Origin of the sequence: Marinobacter halotolerans, from assembly GCF_008795985.1 — a bacterium.
GTDB lineage: Bacteria > Pseudomonadota > Gammaproteobacteria > Pseudomonadales > Oleiphilaceae > Marinobacter > Marinobacter halotolerans.
The window spans coordinates 1,133,711-1,153,053 of sequence record NZ_VMHP01000002.1 but is presented as its reverse complement, the minus strand read 5'-3'; the positions used below and the strand labels follow the sequence as shown (position 1 = coordinate 1,153,053).

General features: G+C 57.1%; 19 protein-coding genes and 1 tRNA gene. 19 read left to right on the top strand and 1 reads right to left on the bottom strand.

Annotated elements, in window-relative coordinates; translation table 11 throughout:
* Window positions 1-85: 85 nt before the first annotated feature.
* The 3 genes from FPL19_RS15640 to queF are packed head-to-tail and all read left to right on the top strand — an operon-like array spanning window position 86 to window position 2,658.
* Entirely contained in the window at window positions 86-1,042 is a 957-nt protein-coding gene (locus FPL19_RS15640) for an ABC transporter ATP-binding protein (protein WP_150913835.1), read from the top strand.
* Window positions 1,039-1,812, top strand: coding sequence for an ABC transporter permease (locus FPL19_RS15635; protein WP_150913833.1), 774 nt, complete (start codon window positions 1,039-1,041; stop codon window positions 1,810-1,812). The genes FPL19_RS15640 and FPL19_RS15635 overlap by 4 nt, the downstream gene beginning before the upstream one ends.
* 24 nt (window positions 1,813-1,836) lie before the next feature.
* Entirely contained in the window at window positions 1,837-2,658 is an 822-nt protein-coding gene (gene queF, locus FPL19_RS15630; RefSeq protein WP_150913831.1) for an NADPH-dependent 7-cyano-7-deazaguanine reductase QueF, read from the top strand.
* Here queF and FPL19_RS15625 read toward each other — a convergent pair whose 3' ends face one another.
* Entirely contained in the window at window positions 2,659-4,092 is a 1,434-nt protein-coding gene (locus FPL19_RS15625) for an adenylate/guanylate cyclase domain-containing protein (RefSeq protein WP_150913829.1), read from the bottom strand.
* A 188-nt stretch (window positions 4,093-4,280) separates the two neighbouring features.
* On the opposite strand from FPL19_RS15625, the gene FPL19_RS15620 reads away from it, so the two are divergent.
* From FPL19_RS15620 to yajC, 16 genes are all read left to right on the top strand, one after another.
* Entirely contained in the window at window positions 4,281-4,835 is a 555-nt protein-coding gene (locus tag FPL19_RS15620) for a nitroreductase family protein (RefSeq protein ID WP_150913827.1), read from the top strand.
* 238 nt (window positions 4,836-5,073) lie between these two features.
* Window positions 5,074-5,478 carry a flagellar basal body rod protein FlgB gene (gene flgB, locus FPL19_RS15615; RefSeq protein ID WP_150913825.1) on the top strand — a complete coding sequence of 135 codons (405 nt, stop codon included), beginning with the start codon at window positions 5,074-5,076 and terminating at the stop codon, window positions 5,476-5,478.
* Window positions 5,479-5,512: 34 nt separating this feature from the next.
* Window positions 5,513-5,965, top strand: coding sequence for a flagellar basal body rod protein FlgC (flgC, locus tag FPL19_RS15610; RefSeq protein WP_150913823.1), 453 nt, complete (start codon window positions 5,513-5,515; stop codon window positions 5,963-5,965).
* 18 nt (window positions 5,966-5,983) lie between these two features.
* Window positions 5,984-6,658, top strand: a complete 675-nt coding sequence (locus FPL19_RS15605; protein ID WP_150913821.1) for a flagellar hook assembly protein FlgD — start codon at window positions 5,984-5,986, stop codon at window positions 6,656-6,658.
* Window positions 6,659-6,684: 26 nt separating this feature from the next.
* Window positions 6,685-8,601: a flagellar hook protein FlgE gene (locus FPL19_RS15600; protein WP_150913819.1), complete on the top strand. Its 1,917-nt coding sequence runs from the start codon at window positions 6,685-6,687 to the stop codon at window positions 8,599-8,601.
* A gap of 84 nt (window positions 8,602-8,685) precedes the next feature.
* Window positions 8,686-9,438 carry a flagellar basal body rod protein FlgF gene (locus tag FPL19_RS15595; RefSeq protein ID WP_150913817.1) on the top strand — a complete coding sequence of 251 codons (753 nt, stop codon included), beginning with the start codon at window positions 8,686-8,688 and terminating at the stop codon, window positions 9,436-9,438.
* An 82-nt stretch (window positions 9,439-9,520) separates the two neighbouring features.
* Window positions 9,521-10,309 (top strand): flagellar basal-body rod protein FlgG, encoded by a 789-nt coding sequence (gene flgG / locus FPL19_RS15590; protein WP_150913815.1) that lies wholly within the window; start codon window positions 9,521-9,523, stop codon window positions 10,307-10,309.
* A gap of 27 nt (window positions 10,310-10,336) precedes the next feature.
* Complete coding sequence (gene flgH, locus FPL19_RS15585) at window positions 10,337-11,041, top strand: flagellar basal body L-ring protein FlgH (protein ID WP_150913813.1); 705 nt, start codon at window positions 10,337-10,339, stop codon at window positions 11,039-11,041.
* Complete coding sequence (locus FPL19_RS15580) at window positions 11,038-12,135, top strand: flagellar basal body P-ring protein FlgI (RefSeq protein WP_150913811.1); 1,098 nt, start codon at window positions 11,038-11,040, stop codon at window positions 12,133-12,135. The genes flgH and FPL19_RS15580 overlap by 4 nt, the downstream gene beginning before the upstream one ends.
* 8 nt (window positions 12,136-12,143) lie before the next feature.
* The gene (gene flgJ, locus FPL19_RS15575) at window positions 12,144-13,133 is read left to right on the top strand and encodes a flagellar assembly peptidoglycan hydrolase FlgJ (protein ID WP_150913809.1); all 990 of its coding nucleotides are present in this window, start codon (window positions 12,144-12,146) and stop codon (window positions 13,131-13,133) included.
* Between the two features lie 4 nt (window positions 13,134-13,137).
* Window positions 13,138-15,186, top strand: a complete 2,049-nt coding sequence (gene flgK / locus FPL19_RS15570) for a flagellar hook-associated protein FlgK (RefSeq protein WP_150913807.1) — start codon at window positions 13,138-13,140, stop codon at window positions 15,184-15,186.
* A gap of 29 nt (window positions 15,187-15,215) precedes the next feature.
* Window positions 15,216-16,433: a flagellar hook-associated protein FlgL gene (gene flgL, locus FPL19_RS15565; protein WP_150913805.1), complete on the top strand. Its 1,218-nt coding sequence runs from the start codon at window positions 15,216-15,218 to the stop codon at window positions 16,431-16,433.
* Between the two features lie 83 nt (window positions 16,434-16,516).
* Window positions 16,517-16,603, top strand: a tRNA-Leu gene (locus FPL19_RS15560).
* A gap of 76 nt (window positions 16,604-16,679) precedes the next feature.
* The gene (gene queA / locus FPL19_RS15555; protein ID WP_150913803.1) at window positions 16,680-17,711 is read left to right on the top strand and encodes a tRNA preQ1(34) S-adenosylmethionine ribosyltransferase-isomerase QueA; all 1,032 of its coding nucleotides are present in this window, start codon (window positions 16,680-16,682) and stop codon (window positions 17,709-17,711) included.
* Between the two features lie 17 nt (window positions 17,712-17,728).
* The gene (gene tgt / locus FPL19_RS15550; RefSeq protein ID WP_150914282.1) at window positions 17,729-18,847 is read left to right on the top strand and encodes a tRNA guanosine(34) transglycosylase Tgt; all 1,119 of its coding nucleotides are present in this window, start codon (window positions 17,729-17,731) and stop codon (window positions 18,845-18,847) included.
* Between the two features lie 62 nt (window positions 18,848-18,909).
* On the top strand, window positions 18,910-19,275 hold the full coding sequence (gene yajC, locus FPL19_RS15545) for a preprotein translocase subunit YajC (RefSeq protein WP_150913801.1): 366 nt from the start codon (window positions 18,910-18,912) through the stop codon (window positions 19,273-19,275).
* Window positions 19,276-19,343: the final 68 nt, after the last annotated feature.

The following is a 19,343-nucleotide window of genomic DNA, read 5'->3' as shown; positions in this document are numbered from 1 at the left end:
GCGCGAATGTCCGGCTGTACTTGAAATTTCCCCGCTCGGCCGCCATCAAGTGGTTTTCCGATGTTCGGTTCCAGATGGAATGGCTATGACCAACGCACTTGAGATAGAGAACCTTGTAAAGACCTACGGGGATGGCTTTGAAGCCTTGAAAGGCATCAACATGAACGTGGCGGAAGGGGACTTCTTTGCCCTGCTGGGCCCCAACGGCGCCGGCAAATCCACCACCCTGGGCATTGTGTGCTCGCTGGTTAACAAGACCTCGGGCAAGGTCCGCGTGTTCGGGTCTGACATTGATACCCATCTTTCCGATGCCAAGCTGAACCTCGGGGTTGTGCCCCAGGAGTTCAATTTCAACCAGTTTGAAAAAGTGTTCGACATTGTCACCACCCAGGCGGGCTATTACGGCATACCGCTAAAAAAGGCGGCGGTGTCGGCAGAGAAGTACCTTCGCAAACTTGGCCTTTGGGACAAGCGGGATTCGCCCGCGCGGATGCTTTCCGGCGGCATGAAGCGACGACTGATGATTGCCCGCGCACTGGTGCATGAGCCCAAGTTGCTGATTCTGGACGAGCCCACGGCCGGTGTTGATATCGAACTGCGCCGCTCCATGTGGACCTTCCTGCAGGAAATGAACCGTCAGGGCACCACCATTATTCTGACCACTCATTACCTGGAAGAAGCCGAGGCCCTGTGCCGGAACATTGCCATCATCGACCATGGCAAGATCCTCAAGCACACCAGCAAGCGCGAGCTGCTTCAGCAGCTGAGCGTGGAAACCTTTGTGCTGGACACAGACAAGCCACTGACGGAAGCGCCCAAGCTCAAAAACTTCGACGGCCGGCTGGATTCCGAAGGCGCCTTGCTGGTGGAAGTCCAGAAAGGCCACAGCCTGAATGGCATGTTTATCGAACTGGAGTCCCAGGGCATTCGCGTGGTGAGCATGAGAACCAAGGCCAACCGCCTGGAAGAGCTGTTCCTGCGCATGGTTGAAGAGAACGCCAACGCCCGGCAGCCCAAACCGGCCCGGGAGGGTGTGGCATGAGAACAGACGCCATGTTTACCGCGTTCAACACCATTGTTCTGCGGGAAGTGCGACGCTTTACCCGGATCTGGCCGCAGACACTGCTGCCGCCGGCGGTCACCATGACCCTCTATTTTATTATCTTCGGCAACCTGATCGGTTCGCGCATTGGTGAGATGGGCGGCTTCAACTATATGGCGTTCATTGTTCCCGGGCTGATCATGATGGCCGTGATTACCAGCTCCTACGCCAACGTGGTGTCGTCTTTCTTCTCCATGAAGTTCCAGCGCAGCATTGAAGAACTGCTGGTGTCGCCCGTGCCCAACTGGATCATTCTGGCCGGCTACGTGGCCGGCGGTATGGCAAGAGGGCTGGGTATCGGTCTGATCGTCACCCTGGTGTCCCTGGCGTTTACCGATCTGTCGATTCACAACCTGCCTATGGTTATTCTGACGGTGTTTCTGACGTCGGCGCTGTTTGCAGTAGGCGGCTTTATCAATGCGATGCTGGCCACCAAATTCGACGATATCTCGATTGTGCCAACCTTCGTCTTGACGCCGCTGACCTATCTCGGCGGGGTGTTCTACTCCATCGATATGCTGCCGGCCTTCTGGCAGGGCGTGTCGATGATCAATCCGATCCTGTACATGGTGAACGCGTTTCGCTATGGCATTCTTGGGGTGTCTGACGTTAATCCCTATATTGCCCTGGGAATGATTCTGGTGTTTATTACGCTCTTTTCTGCGGTAGCGCTTCGCATGCTGGAGCGTGGCAAGGGCATCCGCAGCTAGTCTTTTACGGGCCGGGGGCCGCTTATGTCGTTAATCAATGCACCATTGGGCAAATCCAGCGAATACCCGGACAGCTACGACCCGGCGCTGCTGTTCCCTGTGGCCCGTGACGTCAACCGTCGCAAGATCGGGCTTGAGGATGGCCGCTGGCCCTGGTTCGGAGAGGACCTGTGGCAGGGTTGGGAGATTTCCTGGTTGCGTTCTGACGGAGTGCCGGCCGTGGCCTGGGCAGAAATCCTGGTGCCCGCGGCGTCACCGTCGATCATCGAATCCAAGTCCATGAAGCTTTATCTGAACTCGCTGAATCAGGCGGTATTTTCCTCTGCCGAGCGAGTGGGTGAGGTGATTGCCCAGGATCTGTCCAGCGCCAGTGGCGCAGCGGTTTCGGTGCGGCTTCACAGTGTCGACGAGGGGGTGCGACTGGCGGGCCGGCCGGAAGGTTTCGTGCTGATTGACAACGAATCTGTTGATGAAATTGGATACGAGTACGACCCGGGGGTGCTTGGCCAGGCCTCTGATGAGATCGTTACCGAACGGCTCTGTTCCCACTTGCTGAAAAGCAATTGCCCGGTTACCGGCCAGCCGGACTGGGCGACCTTGCTGGTGGAATACACTGGCCCGGCGATCGACCGGGCGTCATTGCTGCGGTACGTGGTGGGTTTCCGCCAGACGCAGGATTTTCACGAGCACTGTGTGGAAACGATTTTTACGGATCTGATGGCCAGGTTCCGGCCGGAGCACCTGACGGTATGCGCGCGTTACACCCGCCGGGGCGGGCTGGACATCAATCCGCTGCGGAGTACCGTACCGGATGCCAGCCCCGGTCCGCGGTTGATCCGGCAGTAATTATTCTTCCTCGCGACGCAGCCGGTCGGCGGCGTCTTCCAGGGCAAGAAGAATGGATTCCCGCTCTTTTTCGGTGATCTTGTCCGAATCCAGATACATGGCGAAGCCGCTGTGTTCGTGTTCCAGGAAGCTGCGGTGGGGCCCCATGTCGCGCCGGAAATCCACCACTTCATAGATGGGCACCGGGCGGCCAAAGCCCTTGACTGTTATTTCGCCCTTGTCGCGGCACATGATCCGGTCCTTGATCAGGGAGAAGGTCTCGTAGGAAATCAGGATCTCTCCGGGTTCGGCCAGGGATTCCAGCCGGCTGGCAAGGTTCACTTCCTTGCCGATGATGGTGTAATCCATCCGGTTTTCGGCGCCGAAGTTGCCAACGGTGGTGTAGCCGGTGCTGATGCCCATGCGGATCTCCAGAGGCGTTTTGATGCCCTGGCTTCTCCATTTCTGGCGCATGATCTTCATATGCTTGCGCATATCAATGGCCATGGACACGCAGGAAAGGGCGTCCTGTTTCTGGCCTTCACTGGTGGGGTCACCAAAGAAAATCATGATGGAATCACCCACGAACTTGTCGATGGTGCCGCCGTATTTGAGGGCTACTTCCGACATTTCGTTAAAGTAGTGGTTCAGCAGCTCGGTCAGGGCTTCCGGCTCCATTTCCTCGGAGAGTTCGGTAAAGCCCTTGATGTCGGAGAAAAAAACCGCCAATTTTTTACGCTGGGTTTCAAGACGGACATCCCGCTCGCCGGTAAAGATGGATTGCCAGACCTGGGGCGAAAGGTACTTTGACAGCTTGTGGGAAAGCGCAATCGATTGTTCCCGCTGGTTCTGGATCTGGGTCTTTGCCAGCATCAGCGCACGGGCCTGCTGATGGGAATAGAAGGCGGTCACGCAGATGTAGCACCCGGTGGCCAGAATCGCGATGATGCTGGTCAGCAAAGGCGACTGGGGTGAGGGTGCAAGCCCGACAACCGATACGGCCGCTCCGGCGGCGGCAATGGTGATCAGGCTGCCGAAGACCCATTGGCGCACACCACCGATGATCAGGCAGCTGAACATCAGCATCAGCAGAACGGATATAGACGGGATGACCACCAGACCGATGGTTCCTATAAACCCGCCGCCAATGGCACAGTCCACTAGCAGCATTTTCTGTCGGATGCGATTTGAATGGCGCAGAAAAGTACGACGGGTTAACTGGTGGGCAACGTGGGGCCAGATCAGGGCGGCAACCAGGGTCCATATCATCCAGCCGGCGAACAGCCCCTGGGCCAGGCCGGCTGCGATGACGCTTCCGGTGGCGGTATAGGCCAGAATTCTGCCGTTATAGTCCGGCATCGGCGGTATGGCCACCGGGTTGTTCTGAGAGTCCAGAACAGCGCTTTTGCTTGTATTGGAGCTGGCGCTCCGGAGCTCAACAGGTGCGTTCATCATTCAATGTCTGACATGGCCGAAAAACAGTCTTTTTATTAGAAGAAGTTTTCTCTTACTTCACTATTTATTAATAGACTACGACTAAAGACTAACAGTAAACAGTTTGTGTCACAATTCACATAATAAACCATGCTTTGCGATCAGGCAGGGCATAATAAACACTCTGGCAACGGCAATAGAGAGATCCTATGACGGCTGTAATAGATGCGCTTCTGAAACGCTCTTCCGAACCCAGGCTGGAAGCACCTGCACCCGACCCCGAAACTTTGAGCCAGGCCTTTGATTGTGCGGCCCGCGCGCCAGACCACGCTCTTCTTCGACCCTGGCGCTATCTGGTGGTAGAAGGTGAAGGCTTGAAGTCCCTGGGTGAGCTTTTTGCTTCAACCTGCGGGCCGGACGCAACAGAGAAAGAGCGGAACAAATTGTTGCAGTCTCCACTGCGCGCTCCGATGGTCATTGTCGGTATTGCCTGCCATCAGTCCCACCCGAAAGTGCCGGAGCTAGAGCAGACGATGTCTGCGGCGGTCGGCCTGGGCTATATGCTGCTGGCACTTCAGTCTGCCGGTTTCGGTGGCATGTGGCGGACCGGTGCCATGGCCTACCATCCGACCGTAACGGCTGGCCTTGGCCTGGGTAGTAACGAATTGATTACCGGCTTTCTGTATGTGGGAACCGTGGCCAGTGAAAAAGCCGCCGTGCCAAGGCCCGACCAGGCCAGCTTTGTGCAGCGCTGGCCGGGCTGATCTTGCCCCAGGCCACCCTGGGGAAATCTATTGCCGCTTCTGCCCGCTGGCTATCCTGCCAGCTTGCCGCCAAACCCCGTCTTGTTCTTATAAGTACGCCCTGAAACGCCCGTCCCGGGCGGCCCCGGATCAACAACCGGGGATAATCTCCAAACTGGCATCCTGCTTGCTTTGACCTCTTCAAAGCGGAAAACCGGCAACAACAACTCTGCCGGTATGCTCAGGATCTGGAGGAATTATGGCGATCTCCCTCGACAGCGCAATGGGAATTCACGAACAGGCACTGAATGCGCGGGTAAAGCGTGCTGAGGTGCTGGCCAACAATCTTGCAAACGCTGATACCCCGGGCTTCAAGGCGCGGGACATCGACTTCAGTTCGATGGTGGACCAGGCGAAGCATGCTATGGGCGGGGTTGGTATGGAAAAAACCCACGCGCGCCACATGGATACGTCATCTGGCTCCACGGGAATGCCCAGTGAACTGCTGTACCGCGTCCCGCATCAGCCATCAGTCGATGGCAATACCGTGGATGCCCAGCAGGAGCAGGCAAGGTTCATGCGCAACGCCATGGATTACCAGGCCAGTTTTGAGTTTCTCAACGGCAAAATTAACGGGCTGAAGAAGGCCATTTCCGGTCAGTAATCGGACCGCGATCTTTTGAATAGGGAGCATGACAATGTCTCTGGGTAACATTTTCGACATCGCGGGTTCCGGCATGACGGCCCAGTCACTGAGACTGAACACGACCGCATCCAACATCGCCAACGCGGAAACCGCAAGTTCCAGCACCGATGAGACCTATCGGGCTCGCAAGCCGGTTTTCTCCGCGATTCAGCAGTCCCTGATGAATCCGTCCCAACAGAATCTGGCCTTTGCCAGTGAGCGCGAAGGGCCGGGAGCCGGTGTCCAGGTTGACGGCATTGTGGAAAGCAACGCCGAACTGCAGATGCGCTACGAGCCCGACCATCCGGCGGCTAACGAGGACGGCTATGTTTTCTACCCCAACGTCAACGTGGTTGAGGAAATGGCAGACATGATGTCCTCGTCCCGTAGCTTCCAAATGAACGTGGATATCATGAACAGCGCCAAGACCATGATGCAGCGCATCCTGACCCTGGGTCAGCAATAATCGAGCGAGGATTTCCCTATGAGTGTCATTAACCCGACAGACGCCTCGGATGTGCTGAGCAAGTACCGGCTGGACCAGGACAAGGCCGGCGACAAGAATGCGCTTGGCAAGAACGAGTTCATGGAGCTGATGATTGCCCAGCTCAAGAATCAGAATCCGCTCAAGCCCCAGGATAACGGAGCATTTATTTCCCAGCTGGCGGAGTTCAGCTCTCTTGAAGAGATGCAGAAGCTTTCCGGCAGCGTTGATGACGTCGTCAGTCAGTTCCGGTCAACCCAGGCACTGCAGGCTTCAGCAATGGTTGGCAGAACGGTTCTGGCGCCATCGCAGATCGGCATTCTGGGCCCGGAGGGACAGATCTCCGGTAACGTCCAGGTGCCGGCCACTACGTCAGGGCTTCGGGTTTCCATCGAGAACAGCGCCGGTGAAAGAGTGCGACAGATGGATCTGGGAGCACAGCAGCCGGGGGTTGCCGGGTTCGACTGGGATGGCAAGGACGGTAACGGCAACAGTTTGCCGCCCGGGCCTTACCGGATTGTTGCCGAAGCCTCCTACCCGGATGGCCAGCAGCAGCTGGGCACCATGGTAAGTGCGAACGTTGACAGTGTGTCGCTGGGGCAGGGTGGCAGTGTCACGCTAAATCTGGCAGGCATGGGCTCGATCGCCCTGTCTGAAGTTCAACAGATTAACTAATACCGGAACAGATCAAGAGGTGAAGTATGGCTTTTAACACGGGTCTTAGTGGATTAAGGGCAGCGTCGGTTGATCTTGACGTTACCGGTAATAATATTGCGAACGCCAGTACCGTGGGGTTCAAGGGCAGCAAGGCCCAGTTTGGCGATCTCTACGCCAGCGGGTTTCTTAGCTCCGGCAACGCGAATATTGGCGATGGTGTGCGGGTGCAGGACGTCAAGCAATCGTTCAGTCAGGGCAACATCAGCTTCACTGATAGCGGCCTTGATATGGCTATCAACGGCGACGGCTTCTTTACGCTAAGCAACGGTGGCGAAGTTCGCTATTCCCGCGCTGGGCAGTTTGGCCTCGATAAAGAAGGGTTTATCACCAACAACCAGAACATGCGGCTCCAGGGTTTTACGGCAGATGAAGACGGCAACCTGTCCGGTGTTCGTGGTGACCTGCAGATTGAATCCGGCAACTTGGCGCCACGTCGCACCACTGAATTACAGTCCGATCTCAACCTAGATTCAAGAGAGACGGTCCTGGAGCGTCGCGTCGCAGACATGGGCGATTTCGGCGGTTTCACGGTACCAGCGACAACGCCGTCAACGGCGGGACTTCCTCAGGAAACGTTTGAGATCACCTATGATGACGGATCGACGGTAACGACCACCATTAATCCGGCCAACGTGGCGGACTACTCTGCGTCAGATGTTGTGGATGTACTCAACGGTGTGGACGGCTTGTCGGCTTCGGCTACCACCCAGTACGAAGGTATCAGCGAGGCTGATCTGAACACTGCGATTGGCTCGGGAAGCTTCTCGTTCGATCTGGCTGTCGGTAATGTGAACGTGCCCGTGGACACCGTGGGCGTGACCGACGCCCAGTCTCTGGTAAACGCTATCAACACCGCCCAGGCGCCGACCATTAACGCTTCCCTGGTAGGTGGCAACTTGCGTCTGGTGGATAATCGCGGCAACAACCTGACAGCAGGCTTCTCAAGCACCGGCCTGACTCAGGCGCCGGAAACTACCGTAGGCACTGTGCGTCCCCAGGCGGACCGCGAGATTACCAACATTGTCTCGACGGCCGGCAGTACCAACCTTGCTGATTCCTGGACAAGCCGCTCGATCAATATCACCAACCAGTTCAACCCGAACGATCAGCGCACCTATAACCACGCCACCACGACGACAATCTACGACAGTCTTGGCAACTCCCACGAGATCAGCCAGTTTTACGTGAAGCAGCCGGCACCCGGCAATGGAATAGGCGTCAGTGAGTGGTCGATTTACCTGCAGATTGACGGGGAATTCGTTGGTGGTACCGACACTAATCCGTATCAGGCGCGGTTTGACCAGGATGGTAATCTGCAGTCTATAAACGGAGATCCCAGTGGCGAAATCCTGATTGATGACTGGGTCCCGAAAAGCGCGGATGGAACCCCCAACGGGGCTGACGGCCCACCTGCGCCTGGCAACCCGATCACCACTCCGATTCCGGAGCCGCCAACCACATCCGCTTTCGTGCTGAACCTGTCAGAGACGACCCAGTACGGCAGTGAATTCGGGGTGACGGATCAGCAGCAGAACGGCTACACCACCGGTCGGCTGTCAGGCCTGGACGTTTCCGGTGAGGGCGTGCTGTTCGCCCGCTACACCAACGGACAGTCCACGTCCCTGGGACAGGTATCGCTGGCTTCGTTCAGCAACACCAACGGGTTGGCGCCGGTAGGGGATACCGCCTGGGTTGAAACCTTCGAGTCCGGTCAGCCGATTATCGGCGCGCCTGACACCGGCACCCTGGGTGCGATCAAGGCAAGCTCGGTGGAAGAATCCAACGTGGATCTGTCGGCGGAACTGGTTAACCTGATTATCGCCCAGCGAAACTATCAGGCGAATGCCAAGACCATCGAGACGTCCGATGCGGTGACCCAGACCATTATCAACCTCAGATAACACCTGAAACGAAATCTGGCACAACTCCTGCAGGAATAGGATAAAAGGACTGGAAACAGTCAATATTCCGGCAGGAGTTTTCCCATGGATAAAGCCCTCTATATTGGAATGTCCGGCGCCAAGCAGAACATGCTGTCCCAGCGCGCCCATGCCAACAACCTGGCTAACGTCAGCACCACCGGTTTCAAGCGGGACTTCGCCCAGGCCCGGAGTATGCCGGTGTTCGGCGAACATCATCCGACCCGCGCCTATGCCATGTCCGAACGCCCGGGTACCGATCTGTCAGCAGGTGCCCTTCAGGATACCGGCCGCAAGCTCGATATCGCGGTAGACGGTGAAGGCTGGCTGGCGGTTCAGAACCAGCAGGGTGAAGAGGTTTTTACCCGTACCGGCAGCTTGCAGGTAGATGTTAACGGCCTGGTGCGCCTTTCCAGCGGCGAAATGGTTCTCGGCAACGGTGGTCCGGTTGCACTCCCTCCCTTTGACAACGTCCAGATTGGCTCTGACGGCACCATCTCGGTTGTGCCAGTAGGCGGTCCGCCAGACCAGCTGGTGGAAGTGGATCGCCTGAAACTGGTGAATCCACCCCGCGAGGCTCTGGAAAAGGGACTGGAGGGCTTTATTCAGCGCAAACCCGACCAGGCGATTGATGGCCCGGAGCCAGCAGTGGGCGACCAGCGTGTGGTGTCTGGCTTTCTTGAAAGTTCCAACGTTAACGCGGTAGAGGAAATGATCTCCAACCTCCAGTTGTCACGGCAGTACGAAATGCAGGTGAAGGTTATGACCACGGCAAACGAGAATTCCGAGGCTTCGGCACGACTGTTGCAGAACCTCTGATAAACCGATCGAAACTCGGCCGGGCGGGCTGAAGCGGCAAATTCTGGCCGCTGTCTGAACGCCTCGGCAAGGAGAGAAGAACATGCATCCAGCACTTTGGGTCAGCAAGACCGGGCTTAGCGCCCAAGATACCAACATGGCCACCATTTCCAACAACCTGGCCAACGTAAACACCACGGGTTTCAAACGGGACCGGGCGGTATTCCAGGACTTGCTTTATCAGATCGACCGTCAACCGGGCGGCCTGAATACCCAGAATTCCGAACTGCCATCGGGGCTGCAATTGGGTACCGGTGTGCGCATCGTGGGAACGGCAAAGCAGTTTTCCCAGGGCAATCTGGAGGTGACAGAGCAGCCGCTGGACCTGGCGATTGATGGCCGGGGCTTTATGCAGGTGCTGCAGCCGGATGGGCAGATTGCCTATACCCGGGATGGTCAGTTTCAGCTGAACTCCGATGGCGACATTGTGAGTCCGTCCGGTTACCCCCTTGAGCCCAATATCAACGTCCCGGAGAACGCCTCCACGATCACCATCGGCAAGGATGGAACGGTAACGGCCATCACTGATGATCAGTCCGCGCCCCAGAACCTGGGCCAGATTACGCTGGTGGATTTCATTAATCCCCAGGGTTTGCAGGCCATTGGTAACAACCTTTACAAGGCCACCAACGCCAGCGGTGACCCCACCGAAGGCGAGCCAGGTCTTTCAGGCCTGGGTTCGCTCGAGCAGGGCATGGTTGAAGCCTCAAACGTCGAGGTTGTGGAAGAACTGGTCAACATGATTACCACGCAGCGGGCCTACGAGATGAACTCGAAGGTGGTGTCTGCCACTGACCAGATGCTTCAGTTCATCACGAATAATATCGGCTAGCACTGAGTGGCGGCCGGGGGACAGGTTATGACGTTCATCATATTCACATCCAGAAGCGATCGCCGGGTTGGCACCCTATTGCTGATCTGCGGCCTCGCGCTGCTGCAGGGCTGCACCGCGCTGAACCGTGAACGGCCGATGCCCAATGACCCGGCTTATGCGCCGGTGGTTGCGGACAACATGATGCAGCGCGACCCGGACTCCGGCGCGATCTACCAGCCTTCCCGCAATTTCAGCCTGTATGGCGATACGGTGGCTTTGAATGTGGGGGATATCCTGACGGTAGAGCTTCAGGAGTCCACCCAGGCCAGCAAGAATGCCGAAAGCAGTATTACCAAGGACAACGAGATTTCCCTGCCCAATCCTCAGATTCTGAACCGCTCCAATCTGGGCGTGGCAACAGAGGCGAATATGGAACGGGATTTTGAAGGCTCGGCGGAAGCGGATCAGAGCAACAGCCTGGACGGCAGTATCACTGTGACCGTTACCCAGGTTCTGCCCAACGGCGTACTTCGGGTTCGTGGCGAGAAATGGCTGTCGTTGACCAATGGTGATGAATACATTCGCCTGACAGGGCTTGTGCGCCCGCAGGATATTGAGCCAGACAATACGGTGGCTTCGAATCGCATAGCCGACGCCCGTATTGCCTACGGCGGTACCGGTGATTTCGACCAGGCCAATCAGATGGGCTGGCTGGCACGCTTCTTTAACAGCGAGTGGTTCCCGCTATGAAAACACTTCGGTTTTTTGTTGCCCTGATTATGTTGTCGGTGATTGCCGCGCCGGTGCTGGCGGACCGCCTGAAAGACCTGGCACGCATCAAGGGTGTGCGTAACAACCAGCTGGTCGGTTACGGCCTGGTGGTGGGCCTTGACGGCACAGGGGACTCCGCCCCGTTCACCAACCAGACCTTCCGCAACATGATGGACCAGTTCGGCATCACTTTGCCGCCTGGCGCCAGCCTGGGTCTGGCTAACGTGGCCGCGGTAACTGTGACGGCCAATCTGCCGCCTTTTGCCAAGCCCGGTCAGGAAATGGATATTACCGTGTCTTCCATCGGCAATGCTGACAGTCTTCGCGGCGGCACTTTGTTGATGACGCCGCTTAAAGGCGCGGACAACCAGGTCTATGCGATGGCGCAGGGCAACCTTCTGGTTGGCGGCTTCGGGGCTGGCGGTGCCGACGGTTCGCGTATCACCGTGAATATCCCCAGTGTCGGTCGTATTCCCAACGGTGCAACCATTGAACGTGAGGTCAACTCGGTGTTCGCTCAGGGCGACACCATCACTTTTAACCTGCTGCGCCCGGATTTCACCACGGCCCGGCGAGTGGTTGAGGCCATCAACGGCAACCTGGGGCCGGATATGGCCTACGCCCACGATGCCACGTCGGTATCTGTGAGGGCACCGCGGGATCCGTCGCAGCGGGTAAGCTTTCTATCGATTCTGGAAAACATGAACGTTGAGCCGGCCGAGGAAGCCGCGAAAGTCGTCATCAACAGCCGCACCGGCACCATTGTGGTGGGCAAGAATGTGCAGGTGACGGCCGCTGCGGTGACTCATGGCAATCTGACAGTGACCATCCAGGAAAACCCTGAAGTAGAACAGCCCAACCCGTTTACTGACGCCGACGCGGTGGTTGAACCCAATACCCAGATTGCCATTACCCAGGAGCCGGCCCGAATGTTCCAGTTCGGGCCCGCGGTTACCCTGAACCAGATCGTCCAGGCAGTGAACCAGGTGGGCGCGGCCCCGGGGGATGTGATGGCGGTACTGGAAGCACTCAAGCAGGCCGGCGCGCTTCGTGCCGAGCTGATTGTTATATAGGTGCGGCGATGCAGGACTTCAGCGTTCAGAAAGCACAGATCTATACCGAGTTTGAAGGCCTGAACCGGCTCAAAACCCAGGCGCGCACCGACAAGCAGGGCGCGCTGCGGGAAGTCGCGGAGCAGTTTGAAGGCCTGTTTCTCTCGGAAATGGTCAAGTCCATGCGTAAGGCAGGGGATGTGTTTGCTGAGGGCAATTACCTGAACAGCAGCCAGTCAAAATTCTATCAGGAAATGTTTGATAGCCAGCTGAGCCTGAGCATGTCCCAGAAGCAGGGCACGGGCCTTGCGGAAGCGCTGGTGCGCCAGCTCAGCCGGCAGATTCCCGGCATGGATGTCGAGGGCAGCCCGATGGCATCTCACAAAGCGGAACTGAGAGACTACGACCGGAGCCTGCCAGTGCTCACCAGGCGGTTGCCGGAGCAGGTAGACAAGGTGAACGCTGTGGCCGAGTCCGTCAGCTCTTCCTCGTTAAAAGACGAAGTGCCAGCGCTACCGGCGCGCTTCGATTCACCCGAGTCGTTTGTGCGTCATCTGTTGCCGATGGCCGAGCGTGCCGCAGCGTCCACCGGAATCAATCCCCGGGTGATGGTCGCCCAGGCCGCTCTGGAAACCGGGTGGGGCCGACACATGATTGAAGGGCAGTCCGGTTCCCCTAGCTTCAACCTGTTTGGCATCAAGGCCGATCAGCGCTGGTCCGGTGATTCGGTCAATATTGCCACCACGGAATTCCGCGAAGGCGTGCCCATGAGTGAGCGGGCGTCCTTCCGGTCCTATCCGGATTATGAATCCAGCTTCCGGGACTATGTGTCTTTCCTGGAATCGAACCCCCGTTACCGGGATGTGCTGGCGGCGGCGGATGACCCGGAGCTGTTCACCGACAGACTGCAGGAAGCCGGATATGCCACCGATCCGAACTATGGCGAGAAGATCCGCCGTATCCTGAATACCGACACCATGGACACGGTGTCCATGGGCCTGAGCGGCAACGGGGAGTAATGATATGGCAGGTTTGATCAATATTGGTCTGACGGGTGTGCTTGGGCATCAATCCGCGTTGAACACCACCGGCAACAACATCGCCAACGCCAATACCCCGGGCTATAGCCGTCAGGAAGTTCAGTTCGAGACCCAGCCCGGCCAGAATACGGGCGCCGGCTATATTGGTTCGGGTGTCCAGATAACCGACGTGCGCCGGCTGGCGAACGAATTCATGACCCAACAGATCCGGGAGGACAGCTCCCTGTTCGGTGAGCAGGACGCGTTGAACTCGGAATTCAACCGGTTGGATAACCTGCTGGGCGGCAACGCCACGGGGTTGAGCAATGCCCTGAACAATTTCTTTTCCAGTTTGCAGAATGCAGCGGAAGACCCGACATCGCTGCCACAACGCCAGCTGGTGCTTAGCGAAGCGCAACAGATTATTAACCGGTTTCAGGGTATTAACAGCGAGTTCACCCAGCAGCGGGAGTCCATCAAGACCCAGATGCGCCAGGGCGTCGATGACGCAAACACGCTGATCCAGAGTATTGCCGACCTTAACCGGGCGATCGCCCAGTCCCCTGGGCTGGCTCAGGGCAAGGAACCCAATGCGTTGCTGGACCAACGGGATGAAAAGCTCCGTGAACTTTCCGAGCTTGTGAGTATCCGCGTGGTGGCAGCCGAGGGAAGTCAGGTCAACGTGTCTCTACAGAACGGGCAGTCCCTTGTTCTGGAGTCCACGGCGGCCAAACTGGGGACCAGGGACAATGCTGAAGACCCGAACTATCTGGAATTCACCCTGACCAGTGGCGGTCGAACCCTCGGTGTTGATGAACAGATTAATGGTGGCAAGCTCGGCGGTTTGCGACGCTTTGCCGAGGAAGGCCTGCGCCCTGCAGCAGCTGAACTTGGGCGTATTGCGATTGCCCTTGCGGATACTGTCAACCACCAGCATGAGATCGGGATGGATCTCGAAGGAGACCTGGGCGGGCAGTTCTTTTCGGACATTAACAGCCTGGCAGCCGAGCGGGGACGTGTGGTGCCGAACGCCAATAACGCCGCGCCCGGAAACGCCCAGCTGGCGGTAGAGATTATTGACAGCTCCAAACTGCCGGGCGGAAGCTGGTCACTGCAGTTTGGCGGCGATGGCCGGGATTTCGAACTGATTGATCGCGCCTCTGGCAAAGTGGTGAACCAGGGTCGGTTGCCGGACCCGGTGCAGTCCGAGATCTCGATGCCCGGTTTCAATATCCGGATTGAGGGCGGCACATTCAACGCTGGCGACAGCTTCCTGATTGAACCCACCCGACAGGCTGCGGCCAATCTTGACCTGGCGATCAATCGCGAGGAAGACATCGCCTTTGCCAGCCCGGTGCGGGCCGAGGCAAGCAGCAGCAATGGTGGTGACGGGGTCATTACCCAGGGCAGCATGCTGAATGTTCGCGACCCGTTCACCAACTCTCTGCTACCGAACTTCCGGCAGGCAGGGCAGCTTTCGCCGCCTTTGCAGATTCAGTTCCGCGAAGATGGCGGCCAGCTGGTGTATGACGTGGTCAACGCCAGTTCCGGCGCGGTTCTGCAGGCAGGCGATGCCGCGGCGGTGCCGCCGGTCAACGTGTTCCAGCCGGGTACGTCGAACAAGTTGTTCACCGAAGATCCGCGCTCGCCCGATTATTATGGTTTCCAGTTTGAAATCTCCGGCAGGCCCAGCCCCGGCGATTCTTTCAACATCAGTTACAACACCAATGGCATTTCTGACAACCGTAATGCCGAAAAGCTGGCTGCGCTGGGCACGAAAAATACCCTCAACAACGGCAACCAGAGTTTTTCCGAGGGCTATTCCAGCCTGGTCGGCGAGATCGGTGTGAAAACCCGGCAGAGCCAGTTGGACAAGGATTCAGGGCAAACACTGCTGGAACAGTCAAAGAATCAAAGAGAATCGGTTTCCGGTGTGAATATGGACGAGGAGGCGGGCCGGCTGATCCAGTATCAGGCCGCCTATAACGCTTCGGCGCAGGTCATGAGCGTCGCCCAGGATTTGTTCAACACGTTGCTGCAGAGTTTCCGTTAAATGACGGTTGATACGAGAGGTGAACTGACATGATCAGGGTATCATCACAGCAGATTTTTTCAGGCGGTATTAACCGTTTGCAGGATCTTAACAGTAACCTGGCGCAGACCCAGGAGCAGATTTCAACGGGTAAGAGGGTGAACAGACCGTCTGACGACCCGGTGGCGGCTGCCCGCATCCTGAAGCTGGACCAGGAACTGCAGCGCATCGATACCTACCAGCGCAATGTGAGCCTTGCGGAGAACCGTCTGGAACAGGAGGAGGACGCTCTGGGACGATCCGTTGACGTTATCCAGCGGGTCCGCGAACTGACCGTACAGGCTGGTAGCGGGGCCCTGTCCCCGAACGACCGCAGGTCCATTTCTGCGGAACTGAAAGAACGGCTGGGACAGCTGGCGGATATTACCAACACCCGGGATGCGTCCGGAGAGTATATATTCAGTGGATTCCAGGGCGACACGCCGGCGTTTGCACAGAATGCCAGCGGGAGTTGGGTCTATCAGGGAGATGAGGGCCAGCGGTCACTGGAGATTGATGATGGGGTGACCGTGCCCATTAGTGATCACGGGAAAGGGATATTTTCAACGATATCGGCTGCCGTTTCCGGAGAGAACACTACCCCAACGGCACCGCTAACTGATGGGCGAATTAACAGTGTTGAAGTGATCGATCAGGAACTCTATTCCACAGTAGCTCCGGACGATATTGTGATTACCGTTGATGCGGGCCTTGGTTCGCTGACGGTGACCAACAGCCGCACCGGCAACCCGCTCCCGGGATCACCAGTGCCTTACACTAGTGGCGAACCATTTGAAATTGCAGGGGTTCGAGCAACCATCAGTGATGAAGCAGTTGGCGACCAGTTTACGATCGACACCGCTGGAAGACAGTCGGTTTTTGGTACAATCGAAAAGCTCATTGCCGGGCTCGACAGCATCAACAAAGGCACGCCAGCTGGCCAGGATGAATACAACGATCTGATTGCCAACAGCCTGGCCAACCTCGATAACGCTCAGGAAAGTGTGGTTTTGAAACAGACTGAACTGGGCGGCCGCCTGAATGCCGTGGAATCCACCAGGGGGTTTCTCGAGGATTCGTCGGTGTATAGCGAGGAAATACGTTCCGAACTCAGGGATGTTGATTACGCCGAAGCCATCAGCAATCTTAGCTTTCAGAGCTTTGTTCTGCAGGCTGCTCAACAATCTTTTGCCCGGGTCTCAGGGTTGTCCCTGTTTGATCAGTTGTAGTCGGCTGAGGATGGTTAACCGGTTGATGCGCCGGTTATTGCTTTCGCACTCCACGTCAGTATAATCGCCAGCACTCTAGAATTGGCGGAGTGATGAAATTGGTAGACATGAGGGATTCAAAATCCCTTGCTCGCAAGAGCGTGCCGGTTCGAGTCCGGCCTCCGCTACCACCAGAGAAAGCAGATTTTCCCCAGCCAGGTCTCCGGCCACCACGTTTCCAGCCAACATGCTTGTGCAACTGTGCCCATGAACGTCTCCGATTTTCATTTTGACCTGCCCGATGAACTTATCGCACGGTATCCTTTGGCGCAGCGCAGCGCCTCACGCCTGCTATCCCTCGATGGTAAAACCGGCGACCTCTGTCATCGCGTTTTTGCAGATATCCTTGAGCTTTTGAACCCCGGTGACCTGCTGGTGTTTAACGACACCCGGGTGATTCCAGCGCGCCTGTTCGGCCGCAAAGAAACCGGCGGCCAGGTCGAAGTGCTGATGGAGCGGCTGCTTGAAGACAGGTACGAGATGCTGGCCCATGTTAAAGCCTCAAAAGCATTGCGCCCGGGGCAGAAAATTGTTCTGGAAGATGGCTCTGTGCTTGAGATGCTGGGGCGTGAAGGCGCGCTTTTTCATCTTCGTCTGGCAGGAGCCGAGCCGCTTCTGTCACTGCTTGAGCGCGTCGGCCATATGCCTTTGCCACCCTATGTTGATCGTCCCGACGAGGCCACCGACCGGGAGCGCTATCAGACCGTCTATGCCCGGGAAGCCGGCGCTGTCGCAGCCCCGACCGCCGGCCTGCATTTTGATGACGAGCTGCTTGAGCAACTGAAAGCTCGAGGCATTGAGCAGGCCTTCGTGACACTTCACGTCGGCGCAGGCACATTTCAGCCGGTGAGGGTGGACAGGGTTGAAGATCACGTGATGCACAGTGAAGTGGCGCAGGTTCCGGAAAGCACTGTCCGCGCGGTTGAGTCGGCAAAAGCCCGTGGTGGGCGCGTGGTCGCCGTTGGTACCACGTCGGTTCGTTCACTGGAGTCTGCCAGTATTAGCGGCACGTTGATGCCGTTTCAGGGCGAGACCGATATTTTTATCCATCCCGGCTACCGGTTCCGAACGGTAGACGCTCTGATTACCAATTTCCACTTGCCCGAATCCACTCTGATTATGCTGGTCAGTGCCTTTGCCGGGTATCACCACACCATGAATGCCTATCGGGCGGCCGTAGCGGAGCGTTATCGATTCTTCAGTTACGGCGATGCCATGTTTATCACCGGAGCCGCTTAATGAACACATCCTGCTTTATGTCTTTTGAAAAGCTTGGCGAGGAGGGGCGCGCGCGTCGCGGCCGGCTTACCTTTCCCCGTGGTGTGGTGGAGACTCCGGCCTTCATGCCTGTTGGCACCTACGGCACCGTGAAGGGCATGCTGCCCCGGGATATCGAGGGCATTGGCGCTCAGATCATCCTGGGTAATACCTTTCATTTGATGCTCCGCCCGGGTACGGAAGTCGTTAAGGCTCACGGTGATCTACACGATTTTACCCAGTGGCAGGGTCCGATCCTCACGGACTCCGGGGGCTTTCAGGTATTCAGTCTGGGTGAGATGCGCAAGATCACAGAGCAGGGCGTCACCTTCCGCTCGCCCATCGACGGGTCGCCGGTGGAATTATCCCCGGAAATCGCCATGCAGGTTCAGCGGGACCTTGGCTCCGACATCGTCATGATCTTCGATGAGTGCACGCCTTATCCAGCCACGGAAACCGAGGCGAGGGAGTCCATGGAGCTGTCACTGCGCTGGGCTGAACGCAGCAAAAAAGCCCATGAGGGCAATCCGGCTGCGCTATTCGGTATTGTGCAGGGCGGTATGTATGAATCCCTGCGGGATCGGTCTTTGCAAGGTCTGACTGACATCGGTTTTGACGGCTATGCAATCGGTGGGCTGTCGGTGGGCGAGCCCAAAGAAGACATGATCCGGATACTCGATCACCTCCCGTCCCGAATGCCGGAGGACCGCCCCCGTTATCTGATGGGAGTGGGGCGCCCGGAAGATCTGGTGGAGGCGGTTCGCAGAGGTGTCGACATGTTTGATTGCGTGATGCCTACACGCAACGCCCGGAACGGATATCTGTTCACCTCAACCGGCATTGTCAAAATCCGCAATGCCCGGCATCGTCATGATACCCAGCCTCTTGATGACCTGTGTGACTGTTACACCTGTGAGAATTTTTCGAGAAGTTATCTGCATCATCTGGATAAGTGTGGGGAAATGCTGGGTTCACAGCTGAATACCATCCATAACCTGCGTTACTACCAGAACATCATGGCCGGATTGCGTGGGGCCATTGAAGCAGGTACATTGTCGGACTTTATAAGCGACTTCTACGCGCGCCGGGGCGAGACCGTACCGCCAATTGCGGACTGATATGGCCTCTGGCAGCCGGGTGTCTTAGCTATCCGAATCTAATGACCAACGGAGATGTAACCATGAAATCTATCAAGCTGCTTGTTGCCGCTTTTCTTGCCGTAATGCCGGCACTCGCCCTGGCTCAAAGCGCACCAGCCGGCCAGGGTATGGGCGTTATGGGGCAGGTGATTTTCTTTGCCGGCTTCATTCTGATTTTCTATTTCCTGATCTGGCGTCCCCAGTCCAAGCGCACCAAAGAACATAAAGCACTGATGGAAGGCCTGAACAAGGGTGACGAAGTGGTCACGTCTGGCGGCGTTGCCGGCAAAATCACCAAGGTTGCTGATGATTTCATCACTCTGGAAATCTCTGACAACGTTGAAGTGAAAGTTCAGAAAGTAGCTGTTGCAGCCGCTCTTCCTAAAGGCACCCTGAAAGACGTCTGAGAATAACATCTGATGGTTGGCCCAGGCGGGCCTGATCTTTCGTTGCCAAGCTGAGAAATACAGCCGGC